The organism is Sinomonas notoginsengisoli, assembly GCF_021554725.1.
GTDB classification, from domain to species: Bacteria; Actinomycetota; Actinomycetes; order Actinomycetales; family Micrococcaceae; genus Sinomonas; species Sinomonas notoginsengisoli.
In genome coordinates, this window is sequence record NZ_JAIZDP010000004.1 from 72,275 (window position 1) to 86,115 (window position 13,841).

The 13,841-nt window shown below is 69.0% G+C and carries 10 protein-coding genes; 6 read left to right on the forward strand and 4 right to left on the reverse strand.

All coding sequences use genetic code 11. From position 1 onward, the window contains the following. Positions 1–14: 14 nt before the first annotated feature. A complete protein-coding gene (locus tag LF262_RS09145; protein ID WP_235779996.1) occupies positions 15–2,243 on the reverse strand; it encodes a RecQ family ATP-dependent DNA helicase in 2,229 nt (742 codons plus the stop codon). A 100-nt stretch (positions 2,244–2,343) separates the two neighbouring features. Between LF262_RS09145 and LF262_RS09150 the strand changes: the two genes are divergently transcribed. Further along, on the forward strand, positions 2,344–4,050 hold the full coding sequence (locus tag LF262_RS09150) for a thiamine pyrophosphate-dependent enzyme (RefSeq protein WP_235779997.1): 1,707 nt from the start codon (positions 2,344–2,346) through the stop codon (positions 4,048–4,050). Positions 4,051–4,133: 83 nt separating this feature from the next. Here the strand turns inward: LF262_RS09150 and LF262_RS09155 are convergent, their stop codons facing one another. Beyond that, entirely contained in the window at positions 4,134–4,562 is a 429-nt protein-coding gene (locus LF262_RS09155) for a VOC family protein (RefSeq protein WP_235779998.1), read from the reverse strand. Positions 4,563–4,643: 81 nt separating this feature from the next. On the opposite strand from LF262_RS09155, the gene LF262_RS09160 reads away from it, so the two are divergent. From LF262_RS09160 to LF262_RS09175, 4 genes are all read left to right on the forward strand, one after another. Continuing rightward, on the forward strand, positions 4,644–6,095 hold the full coding sequence (locus LF262_RS09160; protein ID WP_235779999.1) for a phosphomannomutase/phosphoglucomutase: 1,452 nt from the start codon (positions 4,644–4,646) through the stop codon (positions 6,093–6,095). Further along, positions 6,092–6,580, forward strand: a complete 489-nt coding sequence (locus LF262_RS09165) for a hypothetical protein (protein ID WP_235780000.1) — start codon at positions 6,092–6,094, stop codon at positions 6,578–6,580. Before LF262_RS09160 ends, LF262_RS09165 begins: the two co-directional genes overlap by 4 nt. A 10-nt stretch (positions 6,581–6,590) precedes the next feature. Then, positions 6,591–7,043, forward strand: a complete 453-nt coding sequence (locus tag LF262_RS09170) for an RrF2 family transcriptional regulator (RefSeq protein WP_235780001.1) — start codon at positions 6,591–6,593, stop codon at positions 7,041–7,043. A 168-nt stretch (positions 7,044–7,211) separates the two neighbouring features. Beyond that, entirely contained in the window at positions 7,212–8,432 is a 1,221-nt protein-coding gene (locus LF262_RS09175) for a globin domain-containing protein (RefSeq protein WP_235780002.1), read from the forward strand. A gap of 92 nt (positions 8,433–8,524) precedes the next feature. Here LF262_RS09175 and LF262_RS09180 read toward each other — a convergent pair whose 3' ends face one another. Both LF262_RS09180 and poxB read right to left on the reverse strand, forming a co-directional pair. Further along, a complete protein-coding gene (locus LF262_RS09180) occupies positions 8,525–9,133 on the reverse strand; it encodes an NAD(P)-dependent oxidoreductase (protein ID WP_235780003.1) in 609 nt (202 codons plus the stop codon). A 71-nt stretch (positions 9,134–9,204) separates the two neighbouring features. Continuing rightward, positions 9,205–10,929 (reverse strand): ubiquinone-dependent pyruvate dehydrogenase, encoded by a 1,725-nt coding sequence (poxB, locus tag LF262_RS09185; protein ID WP_235780004.1) that lies wholly within the window; start codon positions 10,927–10,929, stop codon positions 9,205–9,207. Between the two features lie 109 nt (positions 10,930–11,038). Here poxB and LF262_RS09190 point away from each other — a divergent pair, with 109 nt between their 5' ends. Continuing rightward, the gene (locus LF262_RS09190) at positions 11,039–13,756 is read left to right on the forward strand and encodes an ATP-dependent Clp protease ATP-binding subunit (RefSeq protein ID WP_235780005.1); all 2,718 of its coding nucleotides are present in this window, start codon (positions 11,039–11,041) and stop codon (positions 13,754–13,756) included. Positions 13,757–13,841 lie beyond the last annotated feature (85 nt).

A 13,841-nucleotide genomic window follows, 5' to 3' on the forward strand; every position in this document is an offset into this window, starting at 1 on the left:
GTTCGCGCTCATGCCTAGCCTGCCCGCGCGAGGACGAGAGGCAGCACTGCCGCGGCTCCCTGCCTTTTGAGCAGCCGGCCGGCGACCGTGAGCGTCCACCGGCTGTCGACGAGGTCGTCGACCAGCAGCACCGGCCGCCCCGTGGCTCCTGCGAGAGCGTCGCTCAGGTCGGGGCCGACGTCGAACGCCTCCCAGACCCCGGCCAGCCGGAACGCGCTGTTGCCACCGCCCTGGCCGGACCTCGCTGCCTCCGTGCGCTCTAGCGCACCCAAGTATGGCAGCCGGCCCACCTGCGCAATCCCGCGTGCCAGCGACTCGACGAGACGAGGTCGCGTCGCCGAGGGAATGCTCACCACGGCGGCTGGCCGCCCGATGCCGCTCCACGCACCACCCGGCGAATCGTCCCGCGCCCACGCCGCCAGCAGCTCGACACAGGCCGTCGCGAGTGCAGCAGGGACCTCGGTGTCCGGCGCTCCGGCGGCGAAGAGCTCGCGCAGCGGCCCGCCATAGCCGAGATCGGTGAGGCGGGCCAAGGCCCTGCCCTCGGCGAGCTGCTCCTCCGCCGGGATCCGGCCCTTGACGGATATCCCAAGCTTGTCCATACCGGAGGGCCATTGGGCGCGGGGTTCGACCGGAATCCCCGCGTGGCGGAGCCGCGCCCCCGCGCTGTCGAGGAGGCTTGGGTCCACGTCATCCGGGAACCAGCGGCCCGCGCAGTTATCGCACCGGCCGCAGGGGGCAGCAGTCTCATCGTCGAGCACGCTTGTGATGTACTCCATGCGGCATCCGGCGGTCTCCTCGTAGACGAGCATCGAATCCTGCTCGGCGATCCGGGCCTCGGAGATGCGCGCGTACCGATCCGCGTCGTACTCCCATGGGAGCCCGGTGGCCTGCCATCCTCCGGCCACGCGCTCCACCACACCGTCCACGGCGAGGACCTTCAGCAGCAGGTCAAGCTGTGTGCGGCGCAGCTCGACGAGGGGCTCGAGGGCCACCGTGGACAACGGCCGCCCGGCCTCGACGAGCACGGCGATCACGGCCTGGGCCTTGGCCTCGTCCGGCATCGAGGCGGTCGCGAAGTAGCGCCAGATGTCCCTGTCCTCAGGCCCGGGCAGCAGGAGGACGTCCGCGTTCGCGGAGCCGCGGCCTGCTCGGCCCACCTGCTGGTAGTAGGCGACAGGGCTTGAGGGTGCGCCCAGATGGATGACGAACCCGAGGTCCGGCTTGTCGAAGCCCATTCCGAGGGCGCTCGTGGCCACGAGCGCCTTGACCGCGTTGTCCTTGAGGAGCTGCTCTGCCCGTTCGCGGTCCTCGGTGTCCGTCTTGCCGGTGTACGCGAGGACGCTGTGGCCGGCGTCGGAGAGGATGCGCGCTGTATCCTCGGCCGCCGAGACGGTCAGCGTGTAGATGATGCCGCTTCCCGGGAGCCCCTCAAGGTGCGCGAGGAGCCAGGCGAGCCGGTGCCCAGCATCCGGCAGCCGCAAGACGCCGAGGCGCAGCGACTCGCGGCCGAGTGGACCCCTTAGTGTCAGAACTCCGGCGCCGAGCTGCTCCTCGATATCGTGGACCACCCGCGCGTTCGCCGTCGCGGTGGTGGCGAGCACGGGCACCGTCGCAGGGAGCTCGTCGAGGAGCGCGGCGATCCGCCGGTAGTCGGGCCGGAAGTCGTGGCCCCAATCGGAGATGCAATGCGCCTCGTCCACCACGAGCAGGCCCGTGCGCGCTAGAAGCTCTGGCAGATGCTGCTCCCGGAAGCCCGGATTGGTCAGACGCTCAGGCGAGATGAGCACGACGTCGGCGGAGTCTGCCTCGAGCGCCGCATGCACCTCGTCCCACTCGAGTCGGTTCGCCGAGTTGATGGCGACAGCACGGACGCCGGCCCGGGCCGCCGCCGCCACCTGGTCGCGCATGAGGGCCAGGAGCGGGGAAACGATGAGCGTGGGACCAGCCCCTCGCGCCCGCAGGAGCAAGGACGCGACGAAGTACACCGCCGACTTCCCCCAGCCGGTGCGCTGGACCACGAGGGTGCGCCGACGGTGCTCCACGAGCGCGTCGATCGCCTCGAACTGGCCGGGGTGGAAGGCCGCGTCCTCCCGCCCCACGAGGGCGCGCAGGATGGCCAAGGCGTCAGCCCGGAGCCCTCCCGCACCCGAGGGCGGAAGGGCGGCTGCGCCGTCGTGCGCCACGTCACGTTCTGTCACATATTCCGCTGAATGGACGTTTCCACTGATGTTCCCAGCCATGGTTCAAGTATGGCGGTGACCTCTGACACTCTTCGCTCACCCAAGCGGTCGAACACCGATACCGTTGTGTTATCTCAGTGCCAAGAGAAGGAAACCTGACATGACGGCGACGGTGCCGCCCCTTTCTGATGCCCTCCACCCCGATTCGCCTGGCCAGCAGGCCGAGCAGACGCCGCCCCGGAAGAGCGCGGGCCACGTGATCGTGGACTCGCTCGCAGCCCACGGCGTGAAGCGGACCTACGTGGTCCCGGGCGAGTCGTTCCTGGACGTGCTCGACGGACTCCACGGCGCGGACATTGAGACGATCGTGTGCCGCCACGAGGGCGGCGCCGCCTATATGGCCGAGGCCGACGGCAAGATGAACCAGCTCCCCGGTGTGGCCATGGTCACGCGGGGCCCGGGCGCCGCGAATGCCCACGTGGGGCTCCACACTGCATGGCAGGACTCCACCCCATTGGTGTTGTTCGTGGGCCTCATCCCGTTCGCGCACCGCGGACGTGAGGCGTTCCAGGAGTTCGACATCAAGTCCTGGTTCGACACGGGCGCCAAACGCGTCATGGTCCTGGACGCCGCCGAGCGCGCCTCCGAGGTCGTGGCCGAGGCCATGTTCTCCGCCATGAGCGGCCGTCCCGGCCCCGTCGTGGTGGGCCTGCCCGAGGACATCATCCAGCGCCAGATCGATGCGACGATCCACCCAGTCATCCCGGTGGCCGAGGGCGGCATGACCGTCACCGACTGGAAGGCGCTCAAGTCCGCCCTGTCCGAGGCCGAGAAGCCGCTCTTCGTGGTCGGCGGCAACGACTGGAGCGAAGAGGGCGCCACCGCGCTGACCAACTGGCTCGAGGATCACCACATCCCCGCCGCGGCGGAGTGGCGCTGCGAGGGCACCATCCCGTTCGACTCCCCCTCCTACGTCGGTCCGATCGGCTATGGCCGGCCCAAGCCCACCTATAACCTCCTGGAGGAGACCGACCTCCTCGTGTTCGTGGGCACCGTCCCCGGGGATGTCATCACCGACGGCTTCCTCGTGCGCCAGGACTGGTCCAAGAAGAACTTCATCGTCACGATCGACCCGTCCCTGCGCGGCCGTTCCGGGCCCGTCTCGCACCAGATCGTGGCGAAGCCGGATTCGTTCGTGCGCGACCTCGCCCTGATGAACCTGCCCGTGCGCGAGGAGTGGAAGGCCTGGACCGAGCGGATGCGGGGCGAGCAGGAGAAGTTCGCCGCCCTGCCCCCGGCCACCCCGTCCGAGGGCCAGGCCCGTATGGACACCCTCATGGCCAACCTCGTCGCCGGCCTGCCGGAGGATGCGATGATCACCCTCGGCGCGGGCGAGCACACCAACTGGGCCCACCGCTACTTCCCCACCCAGCGCTACGCGTCGATGCTCTCCGCCCGCAACGGCTCCATGGGCTATTCCGTGCCGTCCGCCATCGCGGCCTCGCTCGCGAACCCGGGCCGTCGCGTCGTGACCATCGCCGGCGACGGCGAGTTCCTCATGAACGGGCAGGAGCTCGCGACCGCCGCCCAGTACGGTGCAACCCCGCTGGTAGTCGTCATGGACAACCAGGAGTACGGCACGATCCGTTCCCATCAGGAGCGCCAGTACCCCCACCGCATCTCCGGCACCCAGCTGAAGAACCCCGACTTCGCCCTCATGGCCCAGGCCTTCGGCGGCTTCGGCGTGCGGGTCGAGAAGGATGCCGACGTCCCCGCAGCCCTCGAGGCAGCACTCAAGGCGATCGACGAGGACGGGACGTTCGCGCTCATCCACCTCATCGTTCAGCAGCGGGTCAGAGCCTATTGAGCCTCACTTAGGCAAGCAGACGCACGACGGCGCGTCCCCACCTCAGGCGGGACGCGCCGTCGTGCGTGTAGGCAGGAACGGGGCTACGCGCCGAAGCTGCCGCGATGCTCGACCGGGATGAGCGGCTTGTCGGCACGGGCCCGGATCTGCTGCACGGCCCACGAGTTGCCGTCGGGATCGGCGAAGCCAAAAAACGTGCCGCCGTCGTCGGGTGAGAAGACCATGAGCTCGGAGCACTCGACCCCGCGGCCGGTGAGCTCGGCCCGGGCGGCCTCCGCGTCGGCGACCACGAGCTGAAGGCCCTTGAGCGAGCCGGGCTCCATCTCGCGCTGCGGCGGCAGGTCGCCGAACACGATCGAGCAGCCCGAGCCCTCGGGCGTGAGCTGCACCACGTGCATGTGCTCGTTCACCGTGTTGTGGTCGAGGTGGAAGCCCACCTTGTCCCGGTAGAACTCGATGGCGCGGTCAATGTCGGAAACGGGCAGGATGACTACTTCGAGGGTCCAGTCCATGGGCTCAACCTAGACGGGGTTGCGCGCGCGCTCAATCAACGGGACCGAAGGATTGTCGGACCCCATCGTAGAATCGAGCCCGTGACCAGCAACGTTAACGCCGCACCCGATTCCTCCGCCCAGGCCAGCAGCGCCTTTCCCGACCTCTCGGGCTCGTTCAAGGCGTATGACGTCCGCGGGATTGTCGGCGAGACCATCGATGCGACGGTCGTCGAAGCGGCCGGCGCTGCATTCGTCGATGTGCTTGGCCTGACTGGGAAGACCGTGCTCGTGGGCGGCGACATGCGCCCCTCCTCCCCCGAGTTCATCGACGCGTTCGCGAAGGGCGCCGCGGCCCGAGGCGGAAAGGTCGAGAAGCTCGGCCTCATCTCCACCGACGAGCTGTACTATGCGTGCGGCGCGCTCGACGCCGCGGGGGCCACGTTCACCGCGAGCCACAACCCGGCCCAGTACAACGGGATCAAGATGGCCAAGGCCGGCGCGCAGCCCGTCTCCTCCGAGACGGGATTGAAGGAGATCCAGGCTGCTACCGAGGCGTACCTCGCCGCGGGATTCGTGCCGGGCGTGGATGCGCCGGGCACCGTCGCCGAGCGGGAGATCCTCGCAGACTATGCCGCGTACCTGCGCAAGCTCGTGGACCTCTCCGGCATCCGTCCGCTCAAGGTCGTCGTGGACGCGGGCAACGGCATGGCCGGAATGACCACGCCTGCAGTACTCGGGGACCAGCTCCTCCCGGCCCTGCCGCTGGACATCGTCCCGCTGTACTTCGAGCTCGACGGCACCTTCCCCAACCACCCTGCCAACCCGCTCGAACCCGCAAACCTGCATGACCTGCAGAGGGCCGTCGTGGAGCACCGGGCGGACATCGGCCTCGCGTTCGATGGCGACGCCGACCGCTGCTTCGTGATCGACGAGAAGGGCGAGCCAGTCTCGCCATCGGCCATCACGGGTCTCGTGGCCCGGCGCGAGATTGCCCGCGCGAAGGCGGCCGGCGAGCACCATCCCGTGATCATCCACAACCTCATCACCTCGCGTGCCGTCCCTGAGCTCGTGGAGCACGACGGCGGGCGGCCAGTGCGCACCCGGGTGGGCCATTCATTCATCAAGGCCGTCATGGCCGAGAAAGGCGCGGTGTTCGGCGGCGAGCATTCGGCGCACTACTACTTCCGTGACTTCTGGAACGCGGACACGGGCATGCTTGCGGCCATGCACGTGCTCGCGGCCCTCGGCGGCCAGGACGCCCCGCTGTCCGAGCTGGCAGCTGAGTACGAGCCGTACGTGGCCTCAGGCGAGATCAATTCCGAGATCGAGGACAAGGCCGCCGCGGTGGCCCGTGTGCGCGAGGAGTACGAGGGCGATGACGTGGCGATCGACGAGCTCGACGGCACCACGTTCTCCGCGGCGGACGGCACCTGGTGGTTCAACCTCCGCCCCTCCAACACGGAGCCGTTCCTGCGGTTCAACGGTGAGGCCAAGGACCTCGCGACGCTCGAGTCCATGCGGGACAACGTGCTCGCAATCGTCAGAGCGTGAGCGATGACGCGGCACAGGGCCTGAGCATGGCGGAGATCCCGCAGAAGACCCAGCAGGCCCAGCTGCGCGAGGTCCTCGGCACCGCTCTCGGGCTCGCGCAGGAGCACCTCGAACAGAACGGCGGCTTCCTGCCTTTCGGCGTGATATTGGATCACGACGGCGAGCTGCGGCTGGTGATGGTAACCCCGCCGGAACCGGGGGCGGACGGGGACCTCGATGCCGAGGGCATGATGGCGGACATCCTCGAGCTCCTCCGGCAGGGCCGCGACGGCTCTCAGGCAGTCGCCTTCGCCTCCGACGTGCACCTCCCCGAATACGGCTCGGACGGCATCCATGGCGCCGCCGAGCACTCCGGCGGCGGGGTCATGGCCGCCGTCGTGCCCTACGAGCTCACCCCGGAGGGCTACGTGTTCGCCGCGCTCGAGCCGGATGCCCATGAGGCGGCGGTCTTCGGACCCGAGGGTGAGCGCGAACCGACAGCGTAGACTATTCGGCATGCGCATGACGGCCTTCGAGGATGTGAGTCTGCGCGCCCTCATGCTGCTCGCCGCGAATGACACGGGCGAGACGCTCCCCACCCGCACGATCGCCGAGGGTATCGGAACCCCGTACAACCACGTGAGCAAGGCGGTGCTCAAGCTCCGCGAACTCGGCTTCATCGAGGCCACGCGGGGCCGCTCAGGCGGTGTCCAGCTCAGCGACGCCGGCCGCGAGGCAACCGTGGGCGGCGTCCTCCGTGCGCTCGATACCCGCGCGGACCTCGCCGACTGCGAGACCCCGAACGGCGACTGTCCCCTGAACCTCCAATGCGGGCTGCGGGGTGCACTGCGGCGTGCGCGTGAGGCGTTCTACCGCGAGCTCGACGGCGTGCTGGTCGCCGCCCTGCCTCACGAGCGGCAGATGGGGCCGGTCCTGGTGCGGATTGGGCTCCGCCCGCCCGCGGCCTGAGCCGCCAGTCCACCTGGGTGACTGGCGATGACGTCATGTGACGATCGTCATGCCGCCGCAAATTGCCATTTTCTACACGTCGTAGAAGACTGGGCCTAATTCAGCATCGCGGATGCAGAATAACCGAAGACGCCCCTGAAGGGGCCAGTCCCAGTTTGAGGAGTCTCAATGCTCTCGGATACCGCGCGGCCTGTCATCGAAGCCACGCTGCCGCTCGTCGGCAGCCGGATCGGCGAAATCACGCCGCTGTTCTACCAGAAGATGTTCGCTGCGCATCCCGAGCTCCTCAACGGGATCTTCTCTCGCGCCAACCAGGCCAACGGCCAGCAGCGCCAGGCCCTCGCCGGCGCCATCGCCGCATTCGCGAGCCACCTCGTGAACCACCCCGGCACCCTTCCCGAGGCGGTCCTGAGCCGGATCGCCCACAAGCACACGTCCCTCGGCATCACCGAGGACCAGTACCCGATCGTCTACAAGTACCTCTTCGAGGCCATCGCCGAGGACCTCGCCGAGGTCATCACCCCGGAGATCGCCGAAGCCTGGACCGAGGTCTACTGGCTCATGGCAGACGCCCTGATCAAAATCGAGAAGGGCCTCTACGCCAAGCAGGCCAACGACAAGATGTGGATGCCGTGGAGGGTCGTCGAGAAGACTCCGGCGAGCCCGACCACGATGACGTTCGTCTTCGAGCCCGCCGACGAGACCCCGGTGACCCCGGGCGAGCCCGGCCAGTTCGTCTCGGTCCGCATCCCCGTTGCCGATGGCCTTCTCCAGGCCCGCCAGTACACACTCTCTGCGGACGCCGAGTCCACTGAGCGCCGCGTCATCACCACCAAGTTCAACGACGGCGGCGAGGTTTCGCCCATCATGCACGAAAAGATCCAGGTAGGGGACGTCGTCGAGCTCTCCAACCCGTACGGCGACGTGACGCTTGACGACGGCGACGGCCCGCTCGTGCTCGCCACCGCCGGCATCGGCTGCACCCCGGCTGCCTCGATCCTGCGCACGCTTGCCAACAACGGCTCGGGACGCGAGGTCCTCGCCCTCCACGCCGATCGCAGCCTCGACACGTGGGCACTCTCCGACCAGATGCTCGGCGATGTGCAGAAGATCGACGGCGCGAGCCTCAAGGTCTGGCTCGAACAGCCCCAGGCCGAGCTCGCCGCCGTGGGCGCGGGAGCTGGCGCTGGCGCTGGCGCCGCCGAGACACACGAGGGCTTCATGAACCTCGCCGACGTCGAGATCCCCGAGAACGCGAACGTCTACCTCTGCGGCCCGCTGCCCTTCATGCAGAAGGTCCGCTCCCAGGCGATCGCCAAGGGCATCCCGGCCACGAAGATCCACTACGAGGTCTTCGGGCCCGATCTCTGGCTCGCCTCACAGAACTAGATCACCGCATTCCAACGCCTGAGGGTCACCTCCTGAAGGTCACATCACGTGACTCTCAGGAGGTGACCCTCAGGCGTAGGCGCGGCTTGCCATCAGTTGGAGGCGGTGAAGAACGTCCCGCGGAACTGAGGCTGCTCAAGCTCATCGAGCGCGGCGACGGCGAAGTCCTGCGACGAGATCGTGTCACCGGCCGCGGGAACGCCGACGGCGGTGACGTACTTGCCCGTGCGCGCACCCGGCGCGATCACGGCCGCGGGAGCCTGGACCGTGAGGTCAGTGCCGGCGTCGCGCAGCGCCTCATAGGCGGCGAAGGCAGCATCCGACTCGCCCTTGTACATTGCCGGGAAGTCCGGGGTGTCCTTGATCGGCGTACCGTCTGGGGTTTTGAGCCCGCCAAAGCCGCCCACCATGTACAGACGTGCCGTGGTCGGCACCGTCGAGATCGCACGGTGCGCATCGAGGTAGGGCTCGCGCGAACCGCCGGTGCGGTCCGGAGACGTCGCCAGGACAACGGCGTCGTTCGCCTCCGCTACCTCACGGTACGTCTCGGCGTCGGCCAGATCCGCAGCACGCACGACGGCGGCACCCTCCACCGGGGTCCCCTTGCGGCTGATCGCGGTCACCTCGTGGCCGCGGCGCGCGGCCTCGGCGACGATCTGGCTTCCCACCATGCCGGTGGCTCCGTAGACGGCGATCTTCATGAGGGCTCCTAAAAGTTGAAGTGTAAACATTTCAACATCACCAATGCGCGCTCATATTCCTGCGACGGGGGTCAGAAGACCCGGCGCCAGTTGGCCCGAGCGAGGTCGAGCACCTCGTCCCCCCGGCCCGATAGCACCGTCCGCAGGGCGTACAGTGTGAAGCCGCCGGCCTGCTGAGCGGTGATGGTGGGCGGCATCGCGAGCTCCTCCCGCATCGTGGCCACGTCCACGAGCGCCGGGCCATCGTGCGCGAGCGCCTCCTTGAGCCCGGTCTCAAGCTCCGAGGAGTCGTTGACCCGCACGCCCTTGATACCCATCGCCTCGGCCACCGCGGCGAAGTTCGGATTGTCCAGCCCGGTGCCGAAGTTCACGAACCCCACGGACTTCATCTCGAGCTCGATGAAGTTCAGGGAGGAGTTGTTGAAGACCACGAGCCTGACCGGCAGCCGGTTCTGCACGATGGTCAGAAGCTCCCCCAGGAGCATGGAGAGGCCGCCGTCGCCTGCGAGGGCCACCACCTGCCGGCCCGGGAACGCTGCCTGGGCGCCCATCGCGTGGGGCAGCGCGTTCGCCATGGATCCGTGCGTGAACGAGCCGACCAGCCGGCGTCGTCCGTTCATCGTCAGGTAGCGGGCGGCCCAGATCACGGGCGTACCGACGTCCGCAGTGAAGACCGCGTCGTCTGCAGCGAGCCGATCGAGCGTGCGGGTGATGAACTGCGGGTGGAGCGGGTGCCCCTTCTTGGTCGGGGTTGCGAGGTCGTCGAGCTTTGACCGCGCCTTCGCGTAGTGCTTGAGCGACGAATCCAGATGCGTGCGGCGCCTCTTCCGCGACAGCAGCGGCATCAGCGCCGCGGCGGTGTCCCGCACGCCCCCGACCAGGCCGAGGTCGAGCGGCACGCGGCGGCCGAGCTGCTCCCCGCGGATATCGACTTGGATGACCTTGGCCTTCGCCGGGTAGAACTGCTGGTAGGGGAAGTCGGTTCCGAGCATGAGCAGCGCATCACAATCCTCCATGGCGCGGTAGCCCGAGCTGAATCCGAGGAGGCCGGTCATGCCGACGTCGAACGGATTGTCATACTCGATGAACTCTTTGCCGCGCATCGCGTGGACGATCGGCGCGCCAAGCACATCCGCGAGCGCCACCACCTCGTCGTGCGCGCCCTCGACCCCGGCGCCCGCCAGGATCGTGACTTTGCCGGCGGCGTTCAGGAGGTCCGCGGCCTCACGGAGCTCGGCATCGCTCGGCACTACGCGCGGCCGGGTCCGACGCACCACCGTGACCCGCTCCGAATTCATGGCCGTGAGGCCCACGTCGCCGGAGAGCACCACCACGGAGACGCCCCGCTTCTCAATGGCGGTGCGCATCGCGATCTCGAGGATGCGCGGCATCTGCGCAGGATCCGTGACCTCCTCGGCGTAGACGCTGCACTCGCGGAAGACCTCCTGCGGGTGCGTCTCCTGGAAGTAGTTCGAGCCGATCTCGGTGCTGGGGATGTGGGCGGCGACCGCGAGGACCGGCACGCGCGAGCGGTTGGCGTCGTAGAGGCCGTTGATGAGGTGCAGGTTCCCCGGCCCCGCCGATCCTGCGCAGACGGCGATCTCGCCGGTGAGCGCGGCCTCCGCTGCGGCCGCGAAAGCGCCGGCCTCCTCGTGCCGGACGTGCACCCACTCGATGCTCGGCTCAGTGCGGAGTGCGTCCGTGAATCCGTTGAGCGAGTCTCCAGGGAGGCCGTACACGCGGCGCACCCCATTGGCGGCAAGGGTCTCGACGATGTTGTGGGCGATGGTCGTCATGGGGTCAACCTAACGGTGTGACGGACCTCTCGGACACCCCCGGGGAATATCTCGTTGGACCCAGCGTTGAACCTGAGCGTAATCCGCTCAACTCTTTGGAGGACTTCGAATGCCACTGTTCTTCGGCCCCGCCGCCGGCAACGGCTCCTTCGACGAGTTCCTCGCCCGCTATCTGCAGGGCCAAGGTGCTCGCCAGCCAGGACGCCCCCTCGACATGACGCGGCTCGTGAGCCGCGGGACCCAGACGGTCCTCAATGCCGCCGGCCGCTACGCCAAGGACCACGGACACCGCGAGGTGGATGCCCTGCATCTGCTGCGCGCTCTCACGGACGCCGACTCCGTGGCCGGGCTCATCGAACGCGCCGGGGCCGACCCCGCCGCGATCGCCGCGGCCGCCGAGGAGCGACTCCCCGGCACCGTCGCCCACGACGCCGACGACGAGCGGATGCCTTCCCTGACCACGAGCGCGCAACACGCGTTCCTCGACGGGTACAAGGTGGCGCGCTCTGTCGGGTCCACGTACATCGACCCCGAACACCTCTTCCTCGCGCTCGTGCTCAACTCGGATGCCGCCGCCGGCCAGATCCTGGCCGCCGCTGGCGTCTCCCCGCAGACCATGCAGGACGGGGATGCCTCCGCGCGCGCTGACGGCGCGGACTCCGCGCACGACGCCGCCCAGTCGCCTCGCACGGGGCCCCGTCCCCTGCGCGCCACGGCGGACCAGAAGGGCCGGCGCGCCAAGAAGGGCTCCATGCTCGAGAAATTCGGCACCGACCTGACCGCCCTCGCGCGTGACGGCCAGCTGGACCCCGTGATCGGCCGCGCCGCCGAGATCGAACAGGCCATCGAGATCCTCGCCCGCCGCACCAAGAACAACCCGGTGCTCATCGGCGAGGCTGGCGTGGGCAAGACCGCGATCGTCGAAGGCCTCGCGCAGGCCATCGCCTCCGGCAGCGTGCCCGCACAGCTGGCCGGGAAGACGGTTGTGTCCCTCGACCTGCCCGCGATGCTCGCGGGCACCCGGTACCGGGGCGACTTCGAGGAACGCCTCACCAAGACCATGGATGAGATCGCCTCCGACGGCAGCGTCATCGCGTTCGTCGACGAGATCCACACCGTGGTCGGTGCCGGAGGCGGTGGCGAGGGCGGCATGGACGCAGGGAACATCCTCAAGCCGCGGCTGGCCCGGGGCGAGCTGCACCTGGTCGGCGCCACAACCCTCAACGAGTACCGCAAGATCGAGAAGGACCCCGCGCTCGAGCGGCGGTTCCAGCCGGTCACCGTGGGCGAGCCGAGCGTCGAGGACGCGGTGGCGATTCTGGATGGGCTCAAGTCCCGCTACGAGGAGCACCACGGCGTCACCTACGCCGAGGACGCAATCCGCGCCGCGGTGGAGCTCTCGCACCGCTACATCACCGACCGGTACCTACCCGACAAGGCCATCGACCTCATCGACCAGGCGGGTGCACGCCTGAGCCTCGCCCGCGGGCCGCGCGTTGACCTCGAGGCCCTGCGGGCGGAACTCGAAGCCCAAGCCGCTGAGCTCACGGCGCAGAAGGAGGCCGCGATCGCCAGGGAGGACTACGAGGAGGCCTCGCGGCTGCGCGATGCCATCGAGTCCATCGCCACGCAGATCAAGGCCGAATTCCCCGGAACCGCCACTCCCGCCGAGGCGGGCAACGCCGAGACCGGGGCCGAGAGCGCAAGCCGGCCGGACGCCGTCGTGCGTGATGTTGTCCGCGAGGCGGATATCGCGGCCGTCGTGGCGCGCGCCACCGGCATCCCGGCAGCCCGACTCACCGAGGGCGAGCGCGAACGGCTCGCGCGCCTCGAGGACGAGCTCCACGGGCGCGTGGTGGGCCAGGAGGACGCGGTGTCCGCGATCGCGAAGTCGGTGCGGCGCAACCGGACGGGCCTCGGTGACTCCGGGCGGCCCGTGGGCAGCTTCCTGTTCCTCGGCCCAACTGGCGTGGGCAAGACCGAACTCGCGAAGGCGCTTGCTGCCTCGCTATTCGGCGACGAGTCAGCGATGGTCCGGTTCGACATGAGCGAATTCTCCGAAAGGCACAACGCGGCGCGCCTTGTGGGCGCGCCTCCGGGGTACGTTGGCTACTCCGAGGCCGGCCAGCTGACCGAGCGCGTGCGGCGGCACCCCTACTCGGTGGTGCTGCTGGATGAGGTCGAGAAGGCGCACCCGGACGTGTTCAACCTGCTCCTGCAGGTGCTCGACGACGGGCGGCTCACCGACGGCCAGGGGCACACCGTGGACTTCCGGAACACCGTGGTGATCATGACCTCGAACCTCGGCTCCGAGTTCCTCGCGACGCGCGGTGCCTCGCTCGGCTTCACAGCTGGCGGTGCTGACGGCGGACCCTCTGAGGCCGAGCTGCGGGCGCGGGTCATGGGCCGGCTACGGGAGACGATGCGGCCGGAATTCCTCAACCGCATTGACGAGATCGTGCTGTTCCGGAAGCTCACGCGGGAGCAGCTGCATGACATCGTGCGGCTGCAGCTGCGCGGCACGGAGGCCCGGCTGGCGGCTCAGGGCATCGCCCTGTCCGTCGACGACGCCGCCGTGGACTGGATCGCCGAGCGCGGCTACGAGCCCGAGTTCGGTGCCCGTCCGCTGCGCCGTGTGATCCAGCGCGAGCTCGAGGACCGCGTGGCGGACCTGCTCGTCGCCGGCGAGGTCGTCGAGGGCGGCCGGGTCACCGTGGGCGTTTCCGGCAGCGCGGAGGGTGCCGTGGCAGGCGAGGCCGGGACGCACGACGGCGCCGAGCTCACCGTGAGCGCGCACGCCGCCGAGGCGGTCCCCGCCGCCCTCTGATGATGAGGGGTCATGTCCCTGCGATGAGGGGTCATGTCCCTGCCATGAGGGGTCAGGTCCCTGCGATGAGGGGTCAGGTCCCTGC